Genomic DNA, 23,620 nt, shown 5'->3' on the forward strand with positions numbered 1-23,620 from the left:
GGACATGCTGGCAACACTTAGGTCTATTGCAGAGTCGGTTTCGCAACAAGCGAATTTAGACAGTGCTTTAGCGTGCTTTGTGACAATGGTTAAAGAAGCCATGCAAACCCAGTGCTGCTCTATTTATTTTGCTGACTACAGCCAAGATAACTTTGTACTTATGGCCACCGAAGGGTTAAACCCCGATGCGGTGGGTAAGTTTAGAATTGGTTTTACCGAAGGCCTAGTAGGGCTGGTGGCACAGCGCGAGGAGGCAATTAATATTGCCTTTGCCAAATCTCATCCTCGCTTTAAGCTCTCCCCAGAAGTAAACGAAGAAGGCTATAACGCATTTTTGTCTGTGCCTGTGGTGCATCAAAAAAAAGTACTGGGCGTTATTGTAGTACAACAAAAAATGGCGCGTGTATTTAGCCAAGATGAAGAATCGTTTTTAATTACTTTGTCGGCGCAACTTGCCTCACAATTAGCGCATGCTGAAATAAAAGAAGTATTGCGTCAAGATGAGTCTTCTCATCAAACCTCGGTATTAAAAGGGGTGTCGAGTGCTCCGGGTATTAGTATTGGCCATGCATTTGTAGTTATTCCTAAAGTTAACTTTAAATCAATTGAGCTTGAAAAAGAAAGCGATGTAAATGAGCAACGACGCTTATTTACCCAAGCCGTAGCGGCAACCCGAAAAGAATTTAATACACTATCAATGACACTAAGTGATTCTATTCCGCATGAGGCTTTGGCTGTTTTTGATGTTTATCAGCAATTACTCGATGCTAAAAGCTTAGGTCATAACGTTGAGATGGAGTTGCAACAAGGTTGGTGTGCAAAAAGCGCCTTAAAAATAGTAATTGAGCGTTTAATCGCTCAGTTTAATGCCATGCAAGACCCATACATAAAAGAGCGCGCGGTTGATGTTAAAGACATTGGCCTGCGAGTGTTGCACCACCTTGTTAATACCGAATTCGCAATAAAAGATTATCCACCCAATACCATACTTATAGCGCATACACTTACTCCAGCCATGCTGGCTGAGGTGCCTAACGATCGTTTAGTGGGGGTGGTGAGCATAAATGGCTCGGCAAACAGTCATGCGTCAATATTAACCCGTGCTATGGGCGTGCCTGCTATTTGGGGCATCGAAGATATTCCATTACTGCAATTAAATAGTAAACCAATGATTTTGGATGCGTTTTCGGGGCGGTTATATATTTCCCCATCGCAAATGCTAATTGATGAATACACAGAATTACAGCACCAAGACAACTTACTTAATAATCGTTTTTTAGCCGAGCAAAACTTTACAGCGGTCACCCTTGATGGTGAACACATAAGTTTACTACTCAATGCGGGGCTGGAGTTAAACACGCAGCAAAACAGTGCCCATATTTGTGACGGCGTTGGCTTGTACCGCACCGAAGCCTGGTTTATGCAAAAAGGGCAGTTTCCATCGCAATCAGAGCAAGAAACCTGGTACCGAGAAGTACTTAATAGTTATTACCCTAATCCGGTAGTAATGCGAACGTTAGATATTGGTGGCGATAAAGTTCTCGATTATTTTAATATTACCGAAGAAAATCCCTTTTTAGGTTGGCGCGGTATTCGTATTAGTTTAGATCACCCTGAGCTATTTTTAGATCAGCTCAAAGCCATGCTTAAAGCAAATATAGGCTTAGGTAATTTAAAAATAATGCTGCCGATGATAAGTGGTACAGAAGAAGTAGACGAATCATTAGCTCTTTTTGAGCAAGCGTATTTTGAGCTGAACGAGCAATACCCAGAGCAAACAATTGAACGACCCGATATAGGTATTATGCTTGAAGTACCGTCGAGTGTATTTATGCTGGCAGACTGGTCTAAAAAAGTCGATTTTTGCTCAGTGGGCAGTAACGATTTAACGCAATACCTGCTCGCTGTAGACAGATCAAACGCGCGGGTTGCAGAACTGTTTAACCCGTATCACCCTGCAGTGCTCAGAGTGTTAAATAATGTGGCTCGTGAGTGCCAGCAATACGAGCTACCGTTTAGTTTATGCGGCGAGCTTGGCGGCGATCCTGAAGGCGCAATATTACTTATTGCCATGGGGTATCGTCGTTTAAGTATGAACTTATCATCATTAAATAAAGTTAAATGGGTGCTTAGGCGCTTACATGTCAGCGAAATGGAAGCATTACTTAAAGAGTGCTTAGCGCAATCGTCGGCTAAGCAAGTATTGCGTTTAACTCGCAGCTTTATGATAGAGCATGAGTTAGGCAACTTATTTTACACCCCAAAATAAATTCTCGTGTTAACTGTAATCAGAATCCATTAAGATACGCGCATAATAAAAGGTATATGGGATAACTATGTATGATCTAGGATTATTGGTTGCAAGTTGCGCGCTACTAGGCTGTGTTGTCGGATTTTTAGCCGGATTACTCGGAATTGGTGGTGGCTTAATTATTGTTCCCGTATTAAGTGCCTTATTACTCGCTTTTAATGTAACGGCTGTTGAAAACGTATTAGTTATTGCCATTGCAACATCGCTTGCTTCTATTTTGTTTACCTCTACATCTTCAGCGCTGGCTCATCATAAAAATGATAACGTGCCTTGGGTTATTGCACCTTGGGTTATGTCGGGCGTAGCTGTTGGCGCGCTAATTAGTGGCTTTGCTGCAAGCTTAATACCCGAGCAAATATTACGCACAGTATTTGCTGTAAGCGTGGTATTTATTGCTTTAAGAATGGTGTTATCAGCTCGCAATAAACCTTTGTCAGAAAAACCTTTACCGTCGGGTCCTATTCTAGGCAGCTTATGCGCCATTATGGGGGCACTATCTGGATTAATAGGTATAGGTGGTGGCGCACTAATAGTGCCTTTACTGCATTATTTTTCGGTTGATATTAAAAAGGCCATAGGCTGCGCTGCAGCATGCGGAATTGTTATCGCCTTTTTTGGCTCTATTGGTTATATCAGTGCCGGATGGCAGGTTACCGATTTAGAACACGGTTTTGCAGGGTTTGTATACTTACCCGCATTATTTGGGATTGTAATTACCTCGTGGTTTATAGCGCCTATTGGCGCTAAAGCAACCCACTATTTACCGGTTAATACAATAAAGAAAGTTTTCGCGGTGTTACTTGTTATCATCGCAATTAAAATGGTTTTTAGCTAAAGGTTTATTTTTATGGCACTGGAATTTCCTGTAATCGATCCGATCATATTTTCTGTCGGGCCACTGAGTGTACGTTGGTACGGATTAATGTATTTAATAGGTTTTGCATTTGCAATGTGGTTTGCAAATCGCCAAGCGGCAAAACCAAATTCAGGTTGGACTAAAGACCAAGTAGGCGACTTCCTATTTTACGGCATGCTAGGGGTAATTCTTGGTGGGCGTATTGGTTATGTATTATTTTATCAATTTAGCTATTTTATAGAAAACCCACTATATTTGTTCAGGATAGATCAAGGTGGAATGTCGTTTCATGGTGGCACCTTAGGAGTGATAACCGCGGTTGTTATTTTTGCTTGGACACGTAAAAAGTCAATACTGCAAGTAGGCGACTTTGTTGCACCGCTTGTACCGGTAGGTTTATTAGCTGGACGTATAGGTAACTTTATAAATGGTGAGCTTTGGGGTCGAGTAAGCGATGTACCATGGGCTATGGTATTTCCAACCGGCGGGCCGTTAGCACGCCATCCATCGCAGCTATACGAAGCATTTTTTGAAGGCTTAGTATTATTTTTAATTTTACAGTGGTTTATTAAAAAGCCTCGCCCTGCTGGTAGTGTAGCGGGTGTATTTTTACTAGGTTACGGCACATTTAGATTTTGTATTGAGTACTTTCGCCAACCAGATGCACAGCTGGGTTTATTTGCTGATTTTATCTCGATGGGGCAAATACTCTCGCTGCCTATGATAGTAGGCGGGTTAGGCTTATTAATTTGGGCTTATAAGCAAGCACCACAAAAAACAGCGGTAAAGGGTTAGAATAAATACCATGAAACAATATTTACAATTATGTCAGCGTATTGTTGATGAAGGCCAGTGGGTAGAAAACAAACGTACGGGCACACGCTGTTTAACCGTGATCAACGCCGATTTAGAATACGATGTGGCGAATAATCAGTTTCCTATGATCACCACTCGTAAAAGCTATTACAAAGCAGCTATTGCCGAATTACTCGGTTACTTGCGTGGCTACGATAGCGCGGCACAGTTTCGCGAAATAGGCTGTAAAACCTGGGATGCAAACGCAAACGAAAATAGCGCTTGGCTTAATAATCCGCACCGTAAAGGTGAGGACGACATGGGCCGTGTTTATGGCGTACAAGGGCGTGCTTGGCAGCGCCCAGATGGCTCAACGCTAGACCAACTAGCAAAAGTAATTAATAACTTAAAAAATGGTATAGACGATCGCGGTGAAATAATTAGTTTTTATAACCCAGGCGAATTTGAGCTTGGCTGTTTACGCCCGTGTATGCACACCCACACGTTTTCATTATTAGGTGACACACTTTATTTAACGTCAATTCAGCGTAGCTGCGACGTACCGCTAGGGCTTAATTTTAATCAAATTCAGTGTTTTGTATTACTGGCATTAGTGGCGCAAATTACTGGGCATAAAGCGGGTAAGGCGTATCATAAAATTACCAACGCGCATATTTATGAAAACCAGCTTGAGCTAATGCGCGATGTGCAGTTAAAACGCGAGCCATTTGCATCGCCGCAGTTAAAAATTAATCCAAACATTAAATCACTAAACGATATAGAAACCTGGGTAACACGCGATGACTTTGAAGTGACAGGTTATGAGTGTCACGAAGCTATTCAATACCCATTTTCGGTATAACAAAACAGATTAAGGAAAACACCATGAAAGCAGTGATCCCCGTAGCGGGCCTCGGAACACGCATGTTACCAGCCACCAAAGCAATTCCAAAAGAAATGCTGCCGGTTGTTGACCGTCCACTAATTCAGTACGTAGTTAACGAAGCCGTTGCCGCAGGTATTAAAGAAATAGTACTGGTAACGCATTCAAGTAAAAACTCAATCGAAAACCACTTCGACACCAGTTTTGAGCTTGAAGCCACACTAGAAAAACGAGTAAAACGACAGCTACTTGCCGAAATACAGTCTATTTGTCCTAAAGATGTAACCATTATTCAAGTACGCCAAGGCGAGGCCAAAGGCCTAGGGCATGCAATTAACTGTGCAGCGCCAATTATAGGTAACGAACCATTTGTGGTTATTTTACCCGATGTAATAATTGATGATATGGAAAGCGATCTTAGTAAAGATAACTTGGCCGAAATGATCAGCCGCTTTGAGCAAACTCAACATAGCCAAATAATGGTAGAGCCAGTTCCAATGGCTGAAGTTGATCAATTTGGTGTTGTTGACTTAGGCAGTGTTGAGCTAAAACAAGGCGAAAGTTCGCCAATTCATAACATGGTAGAAAAGCCACCAGTTAACGAAGCACCATCAAACCTTGCAGTAGTAGGGCGCTATGTATTAAGTAAAAATATTTGGCCATTACTCGCTAAAACCCCGCAAGGAGCTGGTAACGAAATTCAGCTTACTGACGCTATTGCCATGCTAATGCAGCACGAAACTGTTGATGCATACGCAATTAAAGGGCGCAGCCACGATTGTGGTAGTAAAATTGGTTATCTTAAAGCAACTATTGAGTTTGCACTGCGTCGTGAAGAATTTGCTGACGAGTTAAAAACGTTTATTAAAACATTAATTTAACATACCTACTTTTTATAAAAGTAACTAAAAGACGCCTATATGGCGTCTTTTTTGTTTTATAGTCGTTAATATCGTAGTCTTTGGCGATAAAAACATTATAACTGCAGACACGCTGCAAAATATAATGTAACATTTGTGTTAATTACTGTTTGATTTGTTGACTACTAAGCTAAAAAGTACATTAATTGCTTCAGTAATCATTGATATAAAATAAACTCAGTTATATATCCAAGCACAATTAATAAAGTTAAACGCTTACTTATAAGAATGTTTAACTGAAATGTAAGTGTACTTACACTACTTTCAGGGCAGCGAATGCATGTTTAAATATAAAAAAAATAATACTTTAATATTGAGTTTGCTTATACTCTTGTTTAGCACTGCTTGTGCAACTGCGCCCAACAAAACGCTATTAGCAGAGCCAATAAACGACTCGCCTGAATATGTGTCTATTACTGCATTAGAGCTGGCGCAATTAAAAGATGCTGCAATGCAATGGCAGCAAGCCCGCTCTGGGATTGAACGACTTTTAAAGCTAGAAAAAGATATTACCTATTTGGTAAACCATATAGATATTATAAATAGCAAAGCAATTGCGCAGTCTAATCAAAAAAATCACAACCAATATAATCGCCCCACGCGCAAACAACGCTACTCAAGTAAAGCTCAGCAAGCAATTAAACCAGCTTATAATACAAAGCCAACGGTAAAATTAAACACCCCAAAGCACGTTTTTGCATTGCAAGTTGCGTCGCTCGATTCCGAAAAAGGCTTAGTTAAAGCATGGCAAGAACTCAATGAGCAAGCTGCGCCGTTATTTAGAGATAAAATTCGCACCAATGTTGAAACAGCAAATGTTAATAATAAAACCTACTATCGATTAAAGTTAGGCGTGTATCAAAGCTTTAAAAATGCCCAAGCCGATTGCAACGTGTTTAAACTTTATAAACTCGACTGCATAGTAAGTAACTACACAGATAAACCGGTAAAGCTGTAGTTATACCAACTAGCTTTAAATATAAAGTTGCTTATGCTTTATTTATCAATAGAATATGCAGCTTACCTAAGCTGCTTTTTATAAATTAATTATAAAAAAATAAACAAAAAAGGTTAATAACCCTAATGCTTTTAAAATGGAACTTTAAGCGCATTACACTAATACTAGGATTGTCATTAGTTATAAGTGCATGCAATACAACTAAGCAAAATGAAAGCGCAGAACCGCCTGTAAAACAAGGCGCAGTAAATGCGCCGCAAAGTATACTTATTAAAAAAACAGATTTAGTTTTACTACAAGATTCTGCAAAGCAGTGGAAAAATGCTCAAACTAATATTGACAAAATAAGCCAGCTAGAACAAAAATTAACGCAGCTAACAGCCACTCTTACGCAACAAATAGAGCAGTCAGAAACCTCCTTAAGCGAACCTAAAGAAACAATATTTAATTTAAATACTCGGTTAGATAAATCCCCAGCATTATTTTCTATACAAGTCGGTGCTTTTAAAAATGAGCCCGCACTTCATAGCGCATTAGCGCAATTAAAGTTAAAAGCCCCAAACATAATACATACTAAAACAGTCGTTAATATCGAGCCTGTAGTAGCTAACAAAGTTACTTTGTATCGATTAAAGCTAGGCTCTTATAAAAATAAAGCTGCAGCACAAAGCGATTGTAAAACCTTAATACAGCAGCAAGTAGCTTGTTTTGTGGGCAATTACACCCAAAAAATTTAGCGAAGTATGTTTTAGGTATTTAAAGCTGATTAGTTATAACGTTGAAACTCAATTTACCTGTGTGCTAACACATACCTATAAGTCGAGCTAAAATTAATACAGCAGTTAAAACCCAGCAATGCAGTTTGTAAGTTCAATGCTAATTTAATAGCCAAGTAAAAATTTAAAAGGCAAATAATATGATAAAACAACAGCTAATGAGATTGTTAAGTATTAGCCTAATTGTACTTTGTGGATGCAGTAGTAAAGTTAAAGAGGCTCAACACAATGTTACTACCACAAATAAGGTTAGTAATGAGGTTACTATTTCGGCAGAAGAATTAGCGCAATTAAGAGCATCATCTCAACAATGGCAACAAGCCAAAGCAGGCGTTAGACGTTTGCTTGTTATTGAACACGATTTAAAGTTACTTATTAGCCAATTAAATGAAGTAGCGCAACGAGAGTCGACAACACAAAGTAATCTAAAGCAAGAGGGGAGCAACCTAAATCAAGACACTACAGCGCCAGAAGAGGCTGTTAATGTGCAAGCCAAAGCAACCGTACAACCTAAAGTAATACAGCCATTGTTTGCCCTGCAGGTCGCATCGGTTACCGATTGGATACGATTAACCCAAAGTTATAATGAAGTGAAATCTAAGGCTACAAAACTATTAGCAAGCCCATTTATTGCCAACGTAGAAACCGCAAAGGTTAAAGGGGTTACTTTTTATCGCTTAAAAATTGGCGCTTATAAACTTCAAAAAAATGCAACGGCAGATTGCGATATACTAAAGCAGCATCAAGTGGGTTGTATTGTTAGTAATTACACAGAACAACCATTAAAATTATAAATAGGCATAGTAATTGCTTTGTTATTGTCATGTTTTTTGAGGATGGCAACTATGCGTCTTTTATTACCGTTATTATTAGTAAACTTAGCAGCATGTAGCTTAACACCACAGCCTGAGCCAAGTGTGAGCACGCCTGCGCGTATAGCAACCATGGCACCTTATACGGTTAACGACTACGTAAATAACTTAACTTATCAGCTTAGTCACTTTAAAGGGCCTTTAAGCGGTAACTCTCGCATTGGGGTAAGCAGCTTTTATTACGCAAACGCGCTAGATTCAAAGCTTCCCAGCGGCCAAGCTGAAGGTTTAAGCCAGCAAATTCAAGAAAGCCTGCTAACACAATTCACTCAATTGGGATATAACACCGTTGAGTACCGTTTAAGTAATAATATAAATTTAGCATCTAACGCCGACAGCGCGCTTAGCAGAGATATAACTAAACTGCGCGAACGTCAGAATATTGACTTAATTATTACCGGCACAGTTACGCGCCAGCAACATGCTTACATTGTTAATGCCCGATTGGTTAATATTAATAATAAACACGTTTTATCAGCTGGCAGTACCGAAATCCCGATTAATGTAATGTGGGGCAGTGAAAAAGTTCAGCAACGCGATAATAACTTATATCGCAGCGAATACTAATTAGGAGCACAAAATGAAAAAGCTATTACTTACATTATGTTTGCCATTGGGCTTTGGGTGCTCACAAATGCTAACAGGCATGAACTCAGACACCACACAAAAAAATCAAAACAACTCAGTACAATTGGCTAATGGCGAGCGTGCAGTGGCAGCCCCAATGACCGACAATCAGGTATATCAGTCGGGGTTAGGGCAACATACTAATTATTCAAAATCGAGCACGCCATCACGTAAAAACATTAATCATTATGTGCGTGGCATAATGCAAAGCATGGTAGAAAACCTACAATATGTGAACGAAAAAACTCCACTGGCCGTTTCAAGTTTTGTGTTTTTAGATGATGATTACAACGACGCAAGTTTGTTAGGAAATCAAATTGCCGAAAGTTTCATGCATGAACTACACAGCTTTGGCATACCTGTTATCGACTTTAAAACTACCGATTATATGCGCGTAACCCCAAGCGGCGACTTTGTATTTAGCCGCGACTACCTTGAACTAAACCAAGATCAAAACTTTAACTATGTTTTAGCCGGTACTTTAGTAAGCCATCAAGGTGGTGTGCTTGTAAATGCACGTATTATTGGCTTAGCTAGTAAAGCCGTAGTAGGAACAGCGCAAGGCTTTATTCCTCAGTCAGTGGTTGATGCACTTAATAGTAGCTACAGAACCGATGGCATTATGCTTAAACAAGCCAGTAAATGAGCGAGGCAATAATGGGTTACAAATTAAATAGCGTTACCGCATTATTTATCCTGCTAGGATTAGCAGGGTGCTCTACTGCGGGTAATAATAAGCAGGTTAAAACTAATAATGCAGACACTCATTTTGATGTGAATGCTCGTTATGAGCATGCACAAGGGCTACAAACGCAGAGCGAATACGACTCGTCGCGACAATTTATGCCGTTAAAACATCATAAAACCTTGGTTAATTATGTAGAGCAAATGGCGCTTGATTTAGTCGACACCTTAGAGTCTGGTAGTGAGCTTGATGAGAGCATAAATATAGCGGTGACAAGCATAGTCGATTTAGATGCCACCCTAAATAACAGCAACCAGCTGGGTAACCAAATATCAGAAACACTCATTCATCAACTACAAAAGTTTGGTTATGGGGTGGTTGATTTTAAAACGAGTGATGCAATAAACGTAAATCGCCGTGGCGACTTTGTTTTTTCACGAGACATAAAAAACCTTAGCAAAAAGCATATGGCAAGCCATGTACTCGGTGGTACGTTAATATACCGCGCTAATGGCGTTACAGTGAATACCCGAGTTATAAACGTAAATAATAAACAAGTCGTTGCTAGTAGCCGAAAATTTATACCAATATACGTTTTAAACAAAGAAGATATCTACTTATCAAGTAATTAAACTCAGTTTGCACTTGATCCAAAAAAGACAATGCCGTTATAATTTTAGCCTCAGTTTAGGCCTCTTAGTTAAATGGATATAACGGCCCCCTCCTAAGGGGCAGTTGCAAGTTCGATTCTTGCAGGGGCTACCAGTAAAATCAATGAGTTACGGGGTTGGTACTTTGAAGTTCAAACTTTATCTAGCACATATGTAGCTGTGCTAACTCAGGCATTCATTTTCAAAAAAAGATTATTAATACTTCTGTATTTTAAACATCTAATTCAATTTATCACTTCAGTCGAATAAATATTACAGCACTAAGTTAAAGCTAGGCCGTGATATAAAAAACTTTATTCAGGTTTTGTCGCGCTGGCGAGTCGTGTTAAACGTAACATGGGTGGTTAATTTTTACGTAGGTTGGGTTGAGCGAAGCGAAACCCAACGAAAAATTATGTTATCAATTAATATCGCAGTTTTGCATTATCGATTGGTTGTTACTCACTCGCTTTAAGTTGAGCATAAAAAAGCGAGTAAATAAATTTACTCGCTTTTTTATTTAGCCTTGTAAGCCCTAAGCTTATGCCCCTGGGCCACATTCCATACATGAATTTACAATGTCTGGGCCAAATTTAAGTTTGGCGTTTAAGTCGCGCAGCGCTGTGCGTAGCCCTTCTTCGATCACTGGGTGGTAATAAGGCATTTCTAACATTTGTGGTACGGTCATTTTGTTTTGTACCGCCCATGCTAGTAGGTGAGCTAAATGCTCGGCTTGTGGGCCGATAAACTCTGCCCCTAAAAATAACCCTGTGCCTTGCTCTGCGTAAACACGCATGTGCCCTTTGTTTTTAAGCATGACGCGGCTGCGGCCTTGGTTTTCAAAGCTTACTTCGCCTATTTCAAAACAGTCGCAGCTGCCTAAGCGAGTGGTGATCTCTTTATAACTTTCGCCAACCATGGCTATTTGCGGGTCGCTAAATACGGCGGCAATTTTTGCTCTGCGTAATCCTGGTTGTACATCGGGGAAGCGTCCAGCATTTTGGCCAGCTATTAGGCCTTGATCGGATGCTTCGTGTAATAGTGGCAGCATATTACTGGCGTCGCCTGCGATAAATATATTTGAATCGCCACATTGCATTGTTTTAGCATTAGCAACAGGTACGCCGCGCTCATCAAGTTCAATACCGGTGTTTTCTAAGCCGAGTTTATCTGTGTTTGGTACGCGCCCCGTTGCGGCAAGTACGTAGTCAAATTGCTCGGTGTGTTTAGCACCTTGTTTGTCGGTGTAAGTAAGCTGCGCTTTGTTGTTTACTTGCATCATGTCGGATACGTTTGAGTCGGTATCAACAAAAAATTCTTCGGCAAATACGGTGTTTGCGTAGTCTTTTACTACTGGGTCGGTAAGGGGGCCAATTGCACCACCAACACCAAATAATTTTACTTTAACGCCTAAACGGTGCAGTGCTTGGCCAATTTCAAGGCCTATAACACCTGGGCCAAATACGGCTACCGATTCTGGAAGGTCGTCCCAGTCAAATACGTCGTCGTTTATAATTAATTTGTCGCCAAAATTATTAAATACGCCAGGGTATGAAGGGCGTGAGCCGGTTGCTATAACAAAGCGTTTAGCAGTAATTATGGTGTGATCATCTATTTGTATGCGGTTTGCGTCTAAAAATTTAGCATAGCCACGAATTTTGTCATCGCTTGGAAGCTCATCTACAGCTTCTACTACAAATCCGGCAAAGCGGTCGCGTTCGCTTTTAACGCGTGCCATCACTTCTTTACCATTAATACGTGGTGCAGAGCTATGTACACCAAATGCAGGTGCCATTGTGATTGAGTGCGCAGCTTCAGCAGCTGCAATTAATAATTTACTCGGCATGCAACCAACTCGTGCGCAGGTAGTGCCGTAAGGGCCTGATTCGATCATAAGTACGTTATTTGTAAATTGTTTAGCATTACGATAAGCACTTAAACCCGCAGTACCCGCACCAATAACAACAACGTCGGTTTGCAATTCTTTCATTATTTTTTCCTTATAAAATAGGGGCAACCAGTGCCCCTATTTATATTTACTAATTGAGCAAAATTATTAATTAAGCAAAGTATTTTTCTAAATCGTCTGAGCCACCAATGTGCTTACCGCCAATAAATACTTGTGGAACGGTTTCACGGCCAGATACTGCTTTAAGGCTTGTTAGTGATGCGCCTGAGCCCATAACAATTTCTTCAAATGCAAAGCCTTTTTCTGTAAGAAGCGCTTTAGCTTTTGAACAGAACGGACAACCAGGTTTAGTAAATACAGTTACTGGCTCTGGTTTAGCTTGCTTAGGGTTGATGTAGTCAAGCATTGTATCTGCGTCAGATACTTCAAACGGGTCGCCTGGTAAATCTGGTTCGATGAACATTTTGTCGATCACGCCATCTTTTACAAGCATAGAGTATCTCCAGCTGCGCTTACCAAAACCTAGGTCGTTTTTGTCTACTAACATGCCCATGCCGTCAGTAAATTCGCCGTTACCGTCTGGTAGTAAAGTAATGTTTTGCGCTTCTTGATGCTCAGCCCATGCGTTCATTACAAAGGTGTCGTTTACCGATAAACATACAATTTCGTCAACGCCGTTTTGCTTAAGTACGCCAGCCAGTTCGTTGTAACGTGGTAAATGAGTAGACGAACACGTTGGTGTAAATGCACCCGGTAGTGAAAATACAACAACAGTTTTACCTTTAAAAATGTCGTCGGTTGTTACTGATTTCCATTCATCGTTTTGACGAGTTGCAAATGTAACGCTTGGGATTGTTTTGCCTTCAATATTGTTTAACATAATTTTTGTTCCTCTTGATTTGTTGATAGCCATTATGGCGGTGATTTAAATATAGTTCCAATCGTTTGTTTGTATTAAACTGATAGGTATAAGCTATCAGCCTGGTAATGAATATGAACTTAAAAGATTTAGAGTATGTAAAAGCCATAGCGCACTTTAAGCACTTTCGTAAAGCGGCCGATGCGTGCTTTGTAAGCCAGCCTACCTTAAGTGGCCAAGTAAAAAAACTTGAACAGGAGCTCGGTGTTACTTTATTTGATCGCTCTACTAAGCAGGTAACATTAACCGCTAAAGGCGAGCGTTTATTAACACAAATTAATGTTATTTTAGAACAAACACAAATACTTAAAGAGCTTGCTGCTACGTCAAACGAGCCGCTACAGGGTAAGTTAACTATTGGTATTATTCCAACCATTGCGCCTTATTTACTGCCGGTATTACTCACTTCAATGAAAGAGGCGTTTATTAATAGTCGCTTTTCGTTTATTGAAATGCAAACCGCTACAATTTTAGAAGCGCTAGATAACGGTGAGCTCGACTTTGCAATTTTAGCTGATGTACCCGAGCTCAAAAAGTACCATAGCGTTAATTTATACAAAGAAGATTTTTTAGTGGCTGTATCACACGATAATTCATTAGCTCAGCAAAAAAAAGTAGCGCTGCGCGAATTACAAGGATGCAGCCTATTAATGTTAAGTGATGGCCATTGCTTTAAAGATCAAGCCCAACAGTTTTGTTTTTCGGCAGGAGTTAATGTGTCGAGCCAGTATCAGGGTAATAGTTTAGAAACATTACTGGCGCTGGTGGCTATGGATGACGGGGTTACATTTGTGCCTAAATTGGCTTGTACTGAGCGCGTAGGGGTTAATTATTTAGCTATTTATCCTAATCAGCAGCGCAATATAGTATTTGCATGTAGAAAGCATTACCCGCATTTATCGGGGGTTGAACAATTGGGTGAATGGTTGTCGGCTCACCCTAATTTAAAGGCTAAATTAACTAAATCGTTGAATTAAAGGTTTTGGCTAACTATTTCGACTATATCGTTAATTTGCACACCCGGAAGTGGTGCATTATTAATGCTTACCGCAATGGCACTTTGTTGATATAACTGCTCAACACGAATGCTATTAAGGGTAATTACTTTATGCGGCATAGTATTGCCTAAAGCGTCTGTTAGGTAATTGTGGTGTGCTATGCTAAGTAGTTGACCTTTTTTAAGACCATGTGCTTTACCTAAGTTAATCACTATGTTGCCCTGATCAAGGTGCATAATTTTTCCTTGAGTAGGCAAGCAGGCCATAGCTGATTGTAAATCGTAACTTAGCGTTTGGTTTATATCGTTTATGCTTTGCCCATAGGGTGATTGCCAAAACATACTACTGTTAACATCAACAATAGCAGTTTTTTCAAATGGCCAAATAGCTTGGTTTTTATAGCTATTTTGCCAAAGCTGTTCATAAGTAGTGCCATCAAAAAGGGTAAACTCTATTTGGTAACTACGTTGATAGCTTTCGTCTTGCCAAAAGGCATAGTCGCTATTGAGCTTATCGCTAGTTGATAGGTTGGTTATTTGGCTTAATAAAACGTACTGCGCGTTACTACGCGAGGAAATATCTTCTAGTTGCGCATTAGAGTAGTCGTGTTGCTGCGAAAAATACTTATCGACCTTTATTGCGTTATTGTAATAAGCGATTGGTACAGCGCTCATTTTTGACTTTTGCAATGCGGTATAAATATTTTTGCTAACCGCTTTATCTATGTCAAATATTTGACCCATGCGGGCTTGTTCACGATGATTAAGCTGGCTTTGGGTAACGGCCACAAACTTTTTAAAACTACTTTGTGGGCATTGCTCTGTTTGCGCAAAAATATCTAAGCGTAGTGTAATAGCTAGCTGATTATTATGACGTTCTTCGCTCACAAGTTCTATTTTTTGAATTTCGCCATGGCTGCTTATTTTAAGCTGATCTTGCATTAGCACGCCGTCTACTAAGGTTTGTACCGAGCTTACCCGCGCACCAGAGAACACTAACGCTTGTGTAATGGCATCTTTAATTGCTGCAGATTTAGCTGCGCCTACATCGCTACTTTTAACTTGTGCATGGCCGGTCGATTCATACCACTGCGCTGCAGTAAAAGGCGAAAACGTTAATAAAGCAGTTGCGCTTAATCCTGCAAATACCGATGATAAAAACGAATTCATACATTTACTCCAGTTAAATTTTAGCTATTAGCATAAGTTATACAGCAAGGAGCGTACCAGTATTATTTGTGAGTAAATACCACTTAAGTGTCAATGGCATTAAACCTGCATAAGTATCGTATAATTATTTAATTTGTTTTTTAGGGCTAGGTACTATGCGAGTAATGCCATTACTTATCACGTTAGGATGCATAACCTTAAGCGGTTGTAGCAATATGTTTGATAAGCACGTTGAATACAAATATGTAGAGCCAAACAATTATCCGGTATTAAAAGCCGTGGGTTATGCACCTATTAGCCTGCAGTCGGGTGTTAATAAGTCGCAAAAGCAGTTAATGGCTATTAAAGCTTCTAAGCTAGAAGCGTATCGAGAGCTTGCAGAGCAAGTGTATGGGCAACAAATTACCGCAGGTACTACAGTTGCAGGTTCTATAGCACAAGACGATTACCTACAAAGCAAAGTGCAGGGCATTATTAAAGGCGCACAAGTTATAAAAGCCTACGCGGTAGACGACACCTATATAACTGAGCTTGAACTAAATATGAAGCGCGTGCACGACCTGTACATAGGCGAAATTAAACCCCGAGAAGTTAAAAAAGTAACTTATTACTAGGGTCTGTTGACCTTTGCGGATTAAAATTTGTTCAAACTAGGGGCGATTTAATCGCGGCGCGAGATTTGTAACCTAGTGGGCTAAGTAAAAACCGAGCAAAGCTTCCGCGTCCTGCTCACGCCCCTTACCTACATCCATGTAGGCAACAAAGAGTCAATCGCTCCTAGGCAGAACCCTTCGGGCAGCGCATGTTTGGCATTAATGCTGCGTTATCGCCTATTTATGGGGAATAACCACACCACATAGGCTCTGCCTTGCCTTAATACCAAACACACTGCTGCAAATTTAACCTTGAAAGATCAACAGACCCTAGTCCCCCTAAAAACGTTAGTAACTCTAAAAACAAAAAAAGCCTTAGCTGATCAACAGTTAAGGCTTTTTTTATTATGTAGGACGTTATTTTTAATTAAGTTTTTTAATTAAGCTTTTAAATTACGTACCAAATTATTATCGGTGTTTATTACACTACCGGCTTGGTCGTAGGTCATAGAAGAGGGGGCACCAATTAAAATATCTTTTAATTGTTTAACGCTTAATTGTGCTTGATGCGCTGCGTGGGCATTTACTTCATTTTGCTTTTGGCATTGCTCAAGCTTGCTGCGTATTAGTTTAATTAAATCGGTGATCTCGGTTGTTTGCTCATCGTTATTGGCAATCAACTTGTTGAGCTCTTTATCGAGGTTGCTTAGCGTGGTTAAAAAAGACATTTTTTGTTGGGCAATTTCTTTTAAACCTTCACCACGGCGCGAGGCAATAGATGTTAGCTCGTCATTTAATAAAATATTAAGTGATTCTAAGCAATTGTGTTGCTCATTTAGTTTAATGGTAATTAAACTATTGTGATCAGCCATAAACGTTAAACTCAAATTCAGCTAGGTTTTTTGCAAGTTTTTCGCTGTCTATTTGGTATTTACCCTCAGTGATTGCTTTTTTAAGCTCTGCCACTTTATCGGTATCAAAACCAGGAGACTGCTGCGCTTTATCTTGCAGAGTTTTTAGCTGTTTAGCTTGCGGGGTTAAGCTTACAGAGTCGCTGGCAGCTTTAGGCGCCGAAGACTGTGCAGCTTGCGTATTTGCATTATCTCTTTGTATATCAACTTTTTGCTGCTTAGTGTTAGTTAACACATTTGCTTGTTGATTACCTTTATTAACTTGACCGACCATAATAATAAACCTGTATATTACCCAACTAATGCCAAGTTATCGGCATATACATAAGATACTTTAGTATAAATTTAAATTATATATTAACTTGTACAGACTCTACACCATCTACGCGAGCATTTAAAACTTTACCGGTTTTTTTGTTTTTTACTTTAACTTGCTCGCCAAGGCTACCATCTTCAAGTGCAATACCGGTTGTTTTAACTTTTAAGCCCTTAATATTAGCATTAATATTTACAGCATCGCCTTTGCACACCATGCATATTTGGCTCAATAAAAGTGGCATTCCGCTGCGTATATTTCGTTTACTTCGGCTGCCTATTAATAATGCTGGGTTATCTAAATATTGTACTCTGATAAAGTGAGTTGAGCGCATTTCAATACTTAAATGCGCCGCAGTTATTACTTCGCCGCGAGCTAAATTTACATTAGCAACTACAACAGGAGCCGTTTCGGTTACTCTTACGTGTACATACTGGGCCCAGTTGTTAGTGTCGTTACATTTTATTTGTAATGTTACTTGGCGATTAAAAGGCGGATCGCTGGGGAGTAATAACTCAGGCTCTGATTCGCAACTGCGATCGGGAGTGCGGGGGTCGAGCGGTAACGCACTAAGCTGTATTTTATTTTCATCAAGGTTGTTAATTTGCGCAGCAACATGAGTTATAGCCATTTGTTGTAATATGTCTTTGCTAAATACTTTAGCCTCTAAAGGCAAAGTTAAACAGAGGCTAGTAAGAACATAAAAAACACTGTATCTTCTGATTTTTTTTAACAAACTCATAATGTTTCGGCTATGCTTATAGGTTAAAACAGGGTATAAATATTTAGCGTCAAAAAGTAGACGCTCCCGTTGTATTATGTGACTTTATAGATTCAAAGCAATTATCGTTCCGTATAGTTTGTTTTTTAGGAGATTTGAATGGCAGGTATTTTAGACTCAGTAAACCAACGAACCCAGTTGGTGGGGCAAAACCGCTTAGAGCTACTACTATTTAAACTCAGAGGGCGTCAGCGTTTTGGGATTAATGTGTTTAAAGTGAGAGAAGTACTGCAATGTCCTCCTCTTACCAATATGCCAAAATCAAATGCTTACATTCGTGGTGTTGCCCATATTCGCGGCCAAACTATTTCGGTTATTGACCTTTCTATGGCTGTGGGTGGGCGTCCAATTGAAAATATTAAAGACAGTTTTATAATTATTGCTGAATATAATCGTACCGTTCAAGGCTTTTTAGTTGGCGGTGTAGAGCGTATTGTAAATATGAACTGGGAAAAAATAATGCCGCCACCGCCAGGTGCAGGCCGGTATTCTTACTTAACTGCTGTAACTGAAATAGAAAACGAATTAGTTGAAATTTTAGATGTAGAAAAAATATTAAACGAAATTTGCCCAGTTAATACCGAAGTAAGTGCCGATGTTGCGGCTACACAAGGTGACATTAAAAAAGATTTAGGCGAGCGAATTGTTTTTATTGCCGATGACTCAGCAGTAGCACGAAACCAAGTTAAGCGAGCATTAGAGCCACTTGGCGTTCAAACTGAGCTTGCCAAAAATGGTAAAGAAGCACTTAAGCGATTAAAAGAAATAGCCGAACATGACTGCGTAAACGATATTACAGAACGTGTAGGGTTACTTATTTCGGATGTAGAAATGCCTGAAATGGATGGCTATACATTAACCGCCGAAATAAAAGCCGACCCTAAATTGGCACCATTACATGTTATTTTACATACCTCGTTAAGTGGCGTGTTTAATCAGGCCATGGTTGAAAAAGTAGGTGCAGATGACTTTATTGCAAAATTTAATCCCGACGAACTCGCAACAGCAGTAAGAAAGTGGGTTCATTGTGATTAATAAATATAGGTGTTATTGATTTGAATAGTAAAGATTTACAGCAAAGTGAATACGATCAATTTCGCTTATTTTTAGAACAACAGTGCGGTATTGTATTAGGCGAAAACAAACAATACTTGGTTAAAAGCCGTTTAGCGCCGTTAATGAAGCGATTTAATGTTGAGTCTTTGTCACAGCTAGTAAATAAAACGTTGGGTTTGCATGAGCGCCAATTACGCGCTGCAGTGGTTGATGCAATGACCACCAATGAAACCCTATGGTTTAGAGATCAATATCCGTTTGAGTTATTAAAAACTAAACTGTTTCCAGAGTTTAAAGGGCTTAACAGACCATTAAAAATATGGTCTGCGGCAAGCTCTTCTGGTCAAGAACCATATTCAATTGCTATGTCGGTTGCTGAGTTTCAGACAAGTTCTCCTGGGGTTTTACGCATGGGAGCCAAATAGTGGCTACCGATATATCAAATACTATGCTGGATATGTGTAAACACGCCGAGTATGACGCGTTAGCACTAGCAAGAGGGCTCTCGGTCGAACGCCGCAAAAAGTTTTTTAAAGACAGCGGCAATGGTATGGCTCAGGTTATTGATCCAATAAAAAAGCAGGTTAACTTTAGACACCTTAATTTACTCGACTCATACGCGCTTTTAGGCAAGTTTGATATTATATTTTGCCGCAATGTGTTGATTTACTTTGCACCAGAAGTAAAAGCAAAAATTATTGCTAAATTTTCTCAAGCACTTAATCCTAAAGGTTATTTACTTTTAGGTGCGTCGGAATCGATGAGTGGTTTAAGTAACGATTTTGATATGGTTAGATGTAACCCTGGTATCATTTATCAAAAGAAATAACTGCAAGTGTGGTGAAGTGCGAGCAACTTGCACATTTTAAGCATTATTTAAACGACGCATTTAGCGTCGTTTTTCGTTTTAGCGATAAGCAAGTAATTAGCCAAGCTTTGCGTATTACCAAGCACTCTGTATAAGTTATAGCTTCGCACCTCCCCTTATTTAAAGCGCATTGTGCCAATATATTTAAGCAAATATATCCACAAAAAGGCTATGAAGTGCTGCGCTTTAGAGAGGTAAAACCACTAGATTATATGTTTAAGTTACTCCTCATTTCCCCTCATTGTTTTCTCTTTGTGCAAAATAATATTTTAATGCTTTATTCACAAAGAGGCTAAGAGGGCGCTGCGCTTTAGAGAAGAAAAAATAGATAAATTATCTGTTTAAATCACTGCTCATTTACTGCCATTCGCATCCATTGTGCAAATGTGCTTTAGAGTTTTTAACTGCTGGCATTTTTTATAATAACTGTATTGGCTCATATCAATTTACTTATTGCCTTAAAATCCCCCTAAAACCTGCACTTTAAATAGCTATGTTTAATCAGCTTAGTAAATAACTTTAAACAAAAATTAGTTAAATGGCTTATTTCTTGCTTTGTTCAAGCTAAGTCAATTTTTTGGAGATGGTTATGGCTATCAGTTTTGATAAAGCGCTTGGTGTGCACCCGCACGCTATGTTGATCCGTTCGCAAAGAGCCGAAATGCTCGCTACCAATATCGCTAATGCTGATACGCCGGGCTATAAAGCAAAAGATATAGACTTTGCCTCTGCACTAAAAACGGCAAAGTCACACCAACAAGGCGGCAATAGTATGGTCAGAACCAACAGTAAACACATTGCCGGTGGTAGTAAAGAAGTAGGTGGTTCAGAAATGTTTCGTAATGCAAATCAACCAGATACAGGTGATGGCAACTCAGTTGATATACAGGTGGAACGAAACTTGTATGCACAGAATGCTATGGAGTATCAGGCCAGCTTGCAATTTTTAAGCGGCAGATTTAAAGGTCTGAAAAAAGCACTCGGTAGCCAAGGATAATAATTATGAGTTTATATAATGTTTTTGATATTGCTGGTTCTGGTATGAGCGCACAAAATGTGCGTTTAAACACCACCGCAAGTAATATTTCTAATGCGAATACTATTAGTTCTTCTCAGGATAAAACTTACCGAGCGCGACAACCTGTATTTGCTGCTGAGCTTACTAAAGCTTCAGCATCAGCAAGTAATCCACAGGGCTCCGCTGTTGGCGTTAAAGTATTAGGCATTGTTGAGAGCAACAAACCATTACAAATCGAATATAACCCAAACCATCCAAGTGCGGATGAAAATGGCTATATCTATAAACCCAACGTTAATGTTGTTGAGGAGATGGCAAACATGATTTCTGCCTCTCGTTCGTATCAAACAAATGTGCAAGTTGCCGATGCAGCAAAGCAAATGTTAAGTAAAACACTGCTGCTAGGCCAGCGGTAACAGAGGGTAGGTTATGAGTAACGATATTAGTACATCTTCATCCTATTTAGACTCTTTACGGTGGCAAGAAAAACAAGCAGCCAGTAAAGACAAGAGTGATGCGTTAACCCAAGAAGATTTTTTCTCATTACTAACGCAGCAACTGTCGTTTCAAGATCCGAGTAAACCGGCTGATAACGATCAGATGATTGCGCAAATGACTAGCTTTACTATGGCTGAGGGAATTTCAAATTTAAACTCTAACTTTGAAGCTTTAGCTGCATCAATGACATCAAACTCAGCACTGCAAGCATCTACATTAGTAGGTAAGCAGGCGCTTTTAGAGTCTGACACGTTAGATTTAAATGAAGCAGGTGATGCACGAGGCTCAGTTGTTGCCGAAAAGCCAGTTGAAAGCTTAAAGCTTAGAATTGAAGACGAGTCTGGGCAGTTAGTTAGAACTATAGATTTAGGCTCGCAACCAGCAGGTGCAGTGCGTTTTGCATGGGATGGTAAAAATGAAGCAGGTGAGCGCCTACCCCCTGGTGAATATAAAATTAAAGCCGAGGGGAGTACTAATGGTGAGTTTTCGAGCCTGCCAATTGCTACCTTTAAAAATATTGAGAGTGTGAATATTAATGGTGCAAATGGCATCATTATTAACACTAAAGAAGGTGCGGTTAGGCTGACTGATGTTGCAGAAATCGCGTAAAAGATTCATTAGCCAGCGGGCTAAAAATTAAATAGTTTAGAGGTCAATTATGAGCTTCAATATTGCATTATCCGGCCTTGCTGCCGCACAAAAAGATTTAAACGTTACGGCAAATAATATAGCCAACGTAAATACTACGGGTTTTAAAGAGTCGCGCGCAGAATTTGCTGACGTGTATGCATCGTCGGTATTTAGTTCGGGTAAAACAAAAAATGGTGACGGCGTGCAAACGACTATGGTTGCACAACAATTTCACCAAGGATCATTACAGTTTACCAATAACTCGTTAGATTTAGCGATTACCGGTGAAGGTTACTTTGCAACCAGCCAAGACCTAGGCGCGCAAGATTTTACTTACACACGTGCCGGCGCATTTAAGTTAAACAAAGACAACTTTGTGGTAGATGCAAATGGCAGCTTTTTACAAGGCTTTCCGGTTGACCCTTCAACAGGCGATACTACATCAGTGAGTTTAAGCACTTCATCGGCTTTACAAATACCTGACTCGTCAGGATCGCCGCGTGCTACTTCAAGCGTGTATAGCTCATTTAATTTAGATTCACGATCAATTGCACCTACAATTGCGTTTAACCCTACCGAAAGTGCAACTTATAATTCATCAACCTCAACAACCGTGTATGACTCACTCGGTGAGCCACATGTATTGCAGCTATTTTTTGTGAAAAGTGACCCTGCAGTACCCGGTAATGAAAATCAATGGAACGTACATTCAACACTTGATGGTAAATCCTTTGGTGCCAATGGTGTTGAACAAACAGTAGCTCCGTACACTCCTATGACTACTTTTAAGTTTGACTCAAGTGGCTTACCGCAAAGTACAGACGGCACGCCAAACGTAAGTAATACTTTTAATCCATTGTCAATTGCAGCTGGTGGCGGTGGTGCAGCGGGGCTTTCTGACTTATTAACCAATGGCGCTACCTTCCCAGCGCCTGTTGAAATTAACTGGCGTGATGAAACCGGTACAGCTAATAAAATACCTACTCAATACGCAAGTCGCTTTGAAGTAAAAGCACTTGAGCAAGACGGTGCAACGGTTGGCCGTTTAGCGGGTATTGATATTGGTGCCGATGGTAAAGTTGTGGCTTCGTACAGTAATGGCGACTCTACATTTTTAGGCCAAGTGGCTATGGTACGTTTTTCAAACTCACAAGGTTTACAACAAGTGGGCAGCACAGGTTGGAAAGCGAGTATAGCGTCAGGCGAGCCTATTGCTGGTGAACCAGGCTCTGGCACATTAGGTAATATCAACTCATCAGCGCTTGAACAGTCAAACGTAAACTTAACTAACGAACTAGTTGATTTGATTAGCGCACAGCGTAATTTCCAAGCAAACTCGCGAGCGCTGGAAGTTAACTCAACAATTCAGCAAAGTATTCTGCAAATTAGATAAAGCACAATTTATTAATTTGAATATTCAAGGCTGCTTAATTGCAGCCTTTTTTGTTTATAAGATCAGGTTTGAGGCGTCAGGTATCAGGTTTTAGGCAGAAATTTAAAGAGCAGGTTTGAGGCGTCAGGTATCAGGTTTTAGGTAGAAATTTAAAGAGCAGGTTTGAGGCGTCAGGTATCAACCTAGAACCTAGCCCCTAGAACCTCATCCCTATAATTTCTGCAGCTA

24 protein-coding genes, 1 tRNA gene and 1 pseudogene are annotated in these 23,620 nt (G+C 39.9%); 20 read left to right on the forward strand and 6 right to left on the reverse strand.

Translation table 11 applies throughout. The annotated features are described in order from the left end of the window. Window positions 1–4: 4 nt before the first annotated feature. The 12 genes from ptsP (at window position 5) to AAEZ18_RS00945 (ending at window position 10,448) form a co-directional block, all read left to right on the forward strand. On the forward strand, window positions 5–2,269 hold the full coding sequence (ptsP, locus tag AAEZ18_RS00890) for a phosphoenolpyruvate--protein phosphotransferase (RefSeq protein WP_089367852.1): 2,265 nt from the start codon (window positions 5–7) through the stop codon (window positions 2,267–2,269). A 67-nt stretch (window positions 2,270–2,336) separates the two neighbouring features. Beyond that, window positions 2,337–3,146, forward strand: coding sequence for a sulfite exporter TauE/SafE family protein (locus tag AAEZ18_RS00895; protein WP_089367853.1), 810 nt, complete (start codon window positions 2,337–2,339; stop codon window positions 3,144–3,146). 12 nt (window positions 3,147–3,158) lie between these two features. Continuing rightward, window positions 3,159–3,962 (forward strand): prolipoprotein diacylglyceryl transferase, encoded by an 804-nt coding sequence (gene lgt, locus AAEZ18_RS00900; protein WP_089367854.1) that lies wholly within the window; start codon window positions 3,159–3,161, stop codon window positions 3,960–3,962. Window positions 3,963–3,972: 10 nt separating this feature from the next. Next, window positions 3,973–4,824 (forward strand): thymidylate synthase, encoded by an 852-nt coding sequence (locus tag AAEZ18_RS00905; protein WP_011327444.1) that lies wholly within the window; start codon window positions 3,973–3,975, stop codon window positions 4,822–4,824. Between the two features lie 23 nt (window positions 4,825–4,847). Further along, the gene (galU, locus tag AAEZ18_RS00910; RefSeq protein ID WP_011327445.1) at window positions 4,848–5,726 is read left to right on the forward strand and encodes a UTP--glucose-1-phosphate uridylyltransferase GalU; all 879 of its coding nucleotides are present in this window, start codon (window positions 4,848–4,850) and stop codon (window positions 5,724–5,726) included. 319 nt (window positions 5,727–6,045) lie between these two features. After that, window positions 6,046–6,723, forward strand: a complete 678-nt coding sequence (locus tag AAEZ18_RS00915) for an SPOR domain-containing protein (RefSeq protein ID WP_350594263.1) — start codon at window positions 6,046–6,048, stop codon at window positions 6,721–6,723. Between the two features lie 125 nt (window positions 6,724–6,848). Next, window positions 6,849–7,460, forward strand: a complete 612-nt coding sequence (locus AAEZ18_RS00920; protein WP_350594260.1) for an SPOR domain-containing protein — start codon at window positions 6,849–6,851, stop codon at window positions 7,458–7,460. A gap of 179 nt (window positions 7,461–7,639) precedes the next feature. After that, entirely contained in the window at window positions 7,640–8,293 is a 654-nt protein-coding gene (locus AAEZ18_RS00925) for an SPOR domain-containing protein (protein ID WP_350594259.1), read from the forward strand. Window positions 8,294–8,344: 51 nt separating this feature from the next. After that, window positions 8,345–8,938: a FlgO family outer membrane protein gene (locus tag AAEZ18_RS00930; protein ID WP_089367860.1), complete on the forward strand. Its 594-nt coding sequence runs from the start codon at window positions 8,345–8,347 to the stop codon at window positions 8,936–8,938. Between the two features lie 13 nt (window positions 8,939–8,951). Further along, window positions 8,952–9,644: a FlgO family outer membrane protein gene (locus AAEZ18_RS00935; RefSeq protein WP_011327450.1), complete on the forward strand. Its 693-nt coding sequence runs from the start codon at window positions 8,952–8,954 to the stop codon at window positions 9,642–9,644. 11 nt (window positions 9,645–9,655) lie between these two features. Further along, complete coding sequence (locus AAEZ18_RS00940) at window positions 9,656–10,315, forward strand: FlgO family outer membrane protein (protein WP_193038488.1); 660 nt, start codon at window positions 9,656–9,658, stop codon at window positions 10,313–10,315. Between the two features lie 58 nt (window positions 10,316–10,373). Further along, window positions 10,374–10,448: transfer RNA gene (locus AAEZ18_RS00945), tRNA-Arg, on the forward strand. Between the two features lie 426 nt (window positions 10,449–10,874). Here AAEZ18_RS00945 and AAEZ18_RS00950 read toward each other — a convergent pair. Beyond that, entirely contained in the window at window positions 10,875–12,323 is a 1,449-nt protein-coding gene (locus AAEZ18_RS00950) for a dihydrolipoyl dehydrogenase (RefSeq protein WP_197107741.1), read from the reverse strand. Between the two features lie 70 nt (window positions 12,324–12,393). Continuing rightward, on the reverse strand, window positions 12,394–13,122 hold the full coding sequence (locus AAEZ18_RS00955; protein ID WP_011327453.1) for a glutathione peroxidase: 729 nt from the start codon (window positions 13,120–13,122) through the stop codon (window positions 12,394–12,396). Window positions 13,123–13,235: 113 nt separating this feature from the next. Here AAEZ18_RS00955 and AAEZ18_RS00960 point away from each other — a divergent pair, with 113 nt between their 5' ends. Then, a complete protein-coding gene (locus tag AAEZ18_RS00960) occupies window positions 13,236–14,138 on the forward strand; it encodes a LysR substrate-binding domain-containing protein (RefSeq protein ID WP_041454354.1) in 903 nt (300 codons plus the stop codon). Here the strand turns inward: AAEZ18_RS00960 and AAEZ18_RS00965 are convergent. Further along, window positions 14,135–15,328, reverse strand: a complete 1,194-nt coding sequence (locus AAEZ18_RS00965; RefSeq protein ID WP_011327455.1) for a flagellar assembly protein FlgT — start codon at window positions 15,326–15,328, stop codon at window positions 14,135–14,137. The two genes, AAEZ18_RS00960 and AAEZ18_RS00965, sit on opposite strands and share 4 nt — an antisense overlap. 155 nt (window positions 15,329–15,483) lie before the next feature. On the opposite strand from AAEZ18_RS00965, the gene AAEZ18_RS00970 reads away from it, so the two are divergent. Further along, window positions 15,484–15,942 carry an LPP20 family lipoprotein gene (locus AAEZ18_RS00970; RefSeq protein WP_011327456.1) on the forward strand — a complete coding sequence of 153 codons (459 nt, stop codon included), beginning with the start codon at window positions 15,484–15,486 and terminating at the stop codon, window positions 15,940–15,942. 419 nt (window positions 15,943–16,361) lie between these two features. Here AAEZ18_RS00970 and flgN read toward each other — a convergent pair whose 3' ends face one another. From flgN to flgA, 3 genes are all read right to left on the reverse strand, one after another. Then, the gene (gene flgN, locus AAEZ18_RS00975) at window positions 16,362–16,793 is read right to left on the reverse strand and encodes a flagellar export chaperone FlgN (protein WP_011327457.1); all 432 of its coding nucleotides are present in this window, start codon (window positions 16,791–16,793) and stop codon (window positions 16,362–16,364) included. Beyond that, window positions 16,786–17,106 carry a flagellar biosynthesis anti-sigma factor FlgM gene (gene flgM / locus AAEZ18_RS00980; protein ID WP_011327458.1) on the reverse strand — a complete coding sequence of 107 codons (321 nt, stop codon included), beginning with the start codon at window positions 17,104–17,106 and terminating at the stop codon, window positions 16,786–16,788. The genes flgN and flgM overlap by 8 nt, the downstream gene beginning before the upstream one ends. Before the next feature lie 76 nt (window positions 17,107–17,182). After that, complete coding sequence (flgA, locus tag AAEZ18_RS00985; protein ID WP_011327459.1) at window positions 17,183–17,890, reverse strand: flagellar basal body P-ring formation chaperone FlgA; 708 nt, start codon at window positions 17,888–17,890, stop codon at window positions 17,183–17,185. Window positions 17,891–18,028: 138 nt separating this feature from the next. Here flgA and AAEZ18_RS00990 point away from each other — a divergent pair, with 138 nt between their 5' ends. The 6 genes and pseudogenes from AAEZ18_RS00990 (at window position 18,029) to flgE (ending at window position 23,392) form a co-directional block, all read left to right on the forward strand. Beyond that, a complete protein-coding gene (locus AAEZ18_RS00990) occupies window positions 18,029–18,964 on the forward strand; it encodes a chemotaxis protein CheV (protein ID WP_011327460.1) in 936 nt (311 codons plus the stop codon). Between the two features lie 20 nt (window positions 18,965–18,984). Beyond that, a pseudogene (locus AAEZ18_RS00995) lies at window positions 18,985–19,814 on the forward strand (CheR family methyltransferase). Window positions 19,815–20,442: 628 nt separating this feature from the next. Continuing rightward, complete coding sequence (flgB, locus tag AAEZ18_RS01000; RefSeq protein ID WP_041454356.1) at window positions 20,443–20,850, forward strand: flagellar basal body rod protein FlgB; 408 nt, start codon at window positions 20,443–20,445, stop codon at window positions 20,848–20,850. A 5-nt stretch (window positions 20,851–20,855) separates the two neighbouring features. Further along, window positions 20,856–21,287 carry a flagellar basal body rod protein FlgC gene (gene flgC, locus AAEZ18_RS01005; protein WP_011327464.1) on the forward strand — a complete coding sequence of 144 codons (432 nt, stop codon included), beginning with the start codon at window positions 20,856–20,858 and terminating at the stop codon, window positions 21,285–21,287. 13 nt (window positions 21,288–21,300) lie between these two features. Beyond that, complete coding sequence (locus AAEZ18_RS01010) at window positions 21,301–21,978, forward strand: flagellar hook assembly protein FlgD (RefSeq protein ID WP_011327465.1); 678 nt, start codon at window positions 21,301–21,303, stop codon at window positions 21,976–21,978. Window positions 21,979–22,027: 49 nt separating this feature from the next. Next, the gene (flgE, locus tag AAEZ18_RS01015) at window positions 22,028–23,392 is read left to right on the forward strand and encodes a flagellar hook protein FlgE (protein WP_179807093.1); all 1,365 of its coding nucleotides are present in this window, start codon (window positions 22,028–22,030) and stop codon (window positions 23,390–23,392) included. The last annotated feature ends 228 nt before the right edge of the window (window positions 23,393–23,620 follow it).

It is taken from the genome of Pseudoalteromonas sp. 19-MNA-CIBAN-0066, from assembly GCF_040308705.1.
GTDB classification, from domain to species: domain Bacteria; phylum Pseudomonadota; class Gammaproteobacteria; order Enterobacterales; family Alteromonadaceae; genus Pseudoalteromonas; species Pseudoalteromonas nigrifaciens.

What these genes read in the sequence shown, in the direction of transcription:
- ptsP (WP_089367852.1), top strand. Translation starts at nt 5, where the DNA reads ATGCTGGCAACACTTAGGTCTATTGCAGAGTCGGTTTCGCAACAAGCG.
- AAEZ18_RS00895 (WP_089367853.1), top strand. Translation starts at nt 2,337, where the DNA reads ATGTATGATCTAGGATTATTGGTTGCAAGTTGCGCGCTACTAGGCTGT.
- lgt (WP_089367854.1), top strand. Translation starts at nt 3,159, where the DNA reads ATGGCACTGGAATTTCCTGTAATCGATCCGATCATATTTTCTGTCGGG.
- AAEZ18_RS00905 (WP_011327444.1), top strand. Translation starts at nt 3,973, where the DNA reads ATGAAACAATATTTACAATTATGTCAGCGTATTGTTGATGAAGGCCAG.
- galU (WP_011327445.1), top strand. Translation starts at nt 4,848, where the DNA reads ATGAAAGCAGTGATCCCCGTAGCGGGCCTCGGAACACGCATGTTACCA.
- AAEZ18_RS00915 (WP_350594263.1), top strand. Translation starts at nt 6,046, where the DNA reads ATGTTTAAATATAAAAAAAATAATACTTTAATATTGAGTTTGCTTATA.
- AAEZ18_RS00920 (WP_350594260.1), top strand. Translation starts at nt 6,849, where the DNA reads ATGCTTTTAAAATGGAACTTTAAGCGCATTACACTAATACTAGGATTG.
- AAEZ18_RS00925 (WP_350594259.1), top strand. Translation starts at nt 7,640, where the DNA reads ATGATAAAACAACAGCTAATGAGATTGTTAAGTATTAGCCTAATTGTA.
- AAEZ18_RS00930 (WP_089367860.1), top strand. Translation starts at nt 8,345, where the DNA reads ATGCGTCTTTTATTACCGTTATTATTAGTAAACTTAGCAGCATGTAGC.
- AAEZ18_RS00935 (WP_011327450.1), top strand. Translation starts at nt 8,952, where the DNA reads ATGAAAAAGCTATTACTTACATTATGTTTGCCATTGGGCTTTGGGTGC.
- AAEZ18_RS00940 (WP_193038488.1), top strand. Translation starts at nt 9,656, where the DNA reads ATGGGTTACAAATTAAATAGCGTTACCGCATTATTTATCCTGCTAGGA.
- AAEZ18_RS00950 (WP_197107741.1), bottom strand. Translation starts at nt 12,323, where the DNA reads ATGAAAGAATTGCAAACCGACGTTGTTGTTATTGGTGCGGGTACTGCG.
- AAEZ18_RS00955 (WP_011327453.1), bottom strand. Translation starts at nt 13,122, where the DNA reads ATGTTAAACAATATTGAAGGCAAAACAATCCCAAGCGTTACATTTGCA.
- AAEZ18_RS00960 (WP_041454354.1), top strand. Translation starts at nt 13,236, where the DNA reads ATGAACTTAAAAGATTTAGAGTATGTAAAAGCCATAGCGCACTTTAAG.
- AAEZ18_RS00965 (WP_011327455.1), bottom strand. Translation starts at nt 15,328, where the DNA reads ATGAATTCGTTTTTATCATCGGTATTTGCAGGATTAAGCGCAACTGCT.
- AAEZ18_RS00970 (WP_011327456.1), top strand. Translation starts at nt 15,484, where the DNA reads ATGCGAGTAATGCCATTACTTATCACGTTAGGATGCATAACCTTAAGC.
- flgN (WP_011327457.1), bottom strand. Translation starts at nt 16,793, where the DNA reads ATGGCTGATCACAATAGTTTAATTACCATTAAACTAAATGAGCAACAC.
- flgM (WP_011327458.1), bottom strand. Translation starts at nt 17,106, where the DNA reads ATGGTCGGTCAAGTTAATAAAGGTAATCAACAAGCAAATGTGTTAACT.
- flgA (WP_011327459.1), bottom strand. Translation starts at nt 17,890, where the DNA reads ATGAGTTTGTTAAAAAAAATCAGAAGATACAGTGTTTTTTATGTTCTT.
- AAEZ18_RS00990 (WP_011327460.1), top strand. Translation starts at nt 18,029, where the DNA reads ATGGCAGGTATTTTAGACTCAGTAAACCAACGAACCCAGTTGGTGGGG.
- flgB (WP_041454356.1), top strand. Translation starts at nt 20,443, where the DNA reads ATGGCTATCAGTTTTGATAAAGCGCTTGGTGTGCACCCGCACGCTATG.
- flgC (WP_011327464.1), top strand. Translation starts at nt 20,856, where the DNA reads ATGAGTTTATATAATGTTTTTGATATTGCTGGTTCTGGTATGAGCGCA.
- AAEZ18_RS01010 (WP_011327465.1), top strand. Translation starts at nt 21,301, where the DNA reads ATGAGTAACGATATTAGTACATCTTCATCCTATTTAGACTCTTTACGG.
- flgE (WP_179807093.1), top strand. Translation starts at nt 22,028, where the DNA reads ATGAGCTTCAATATTGCATTATCCGGCCTTGCTGCCGCACAAAAAGAT.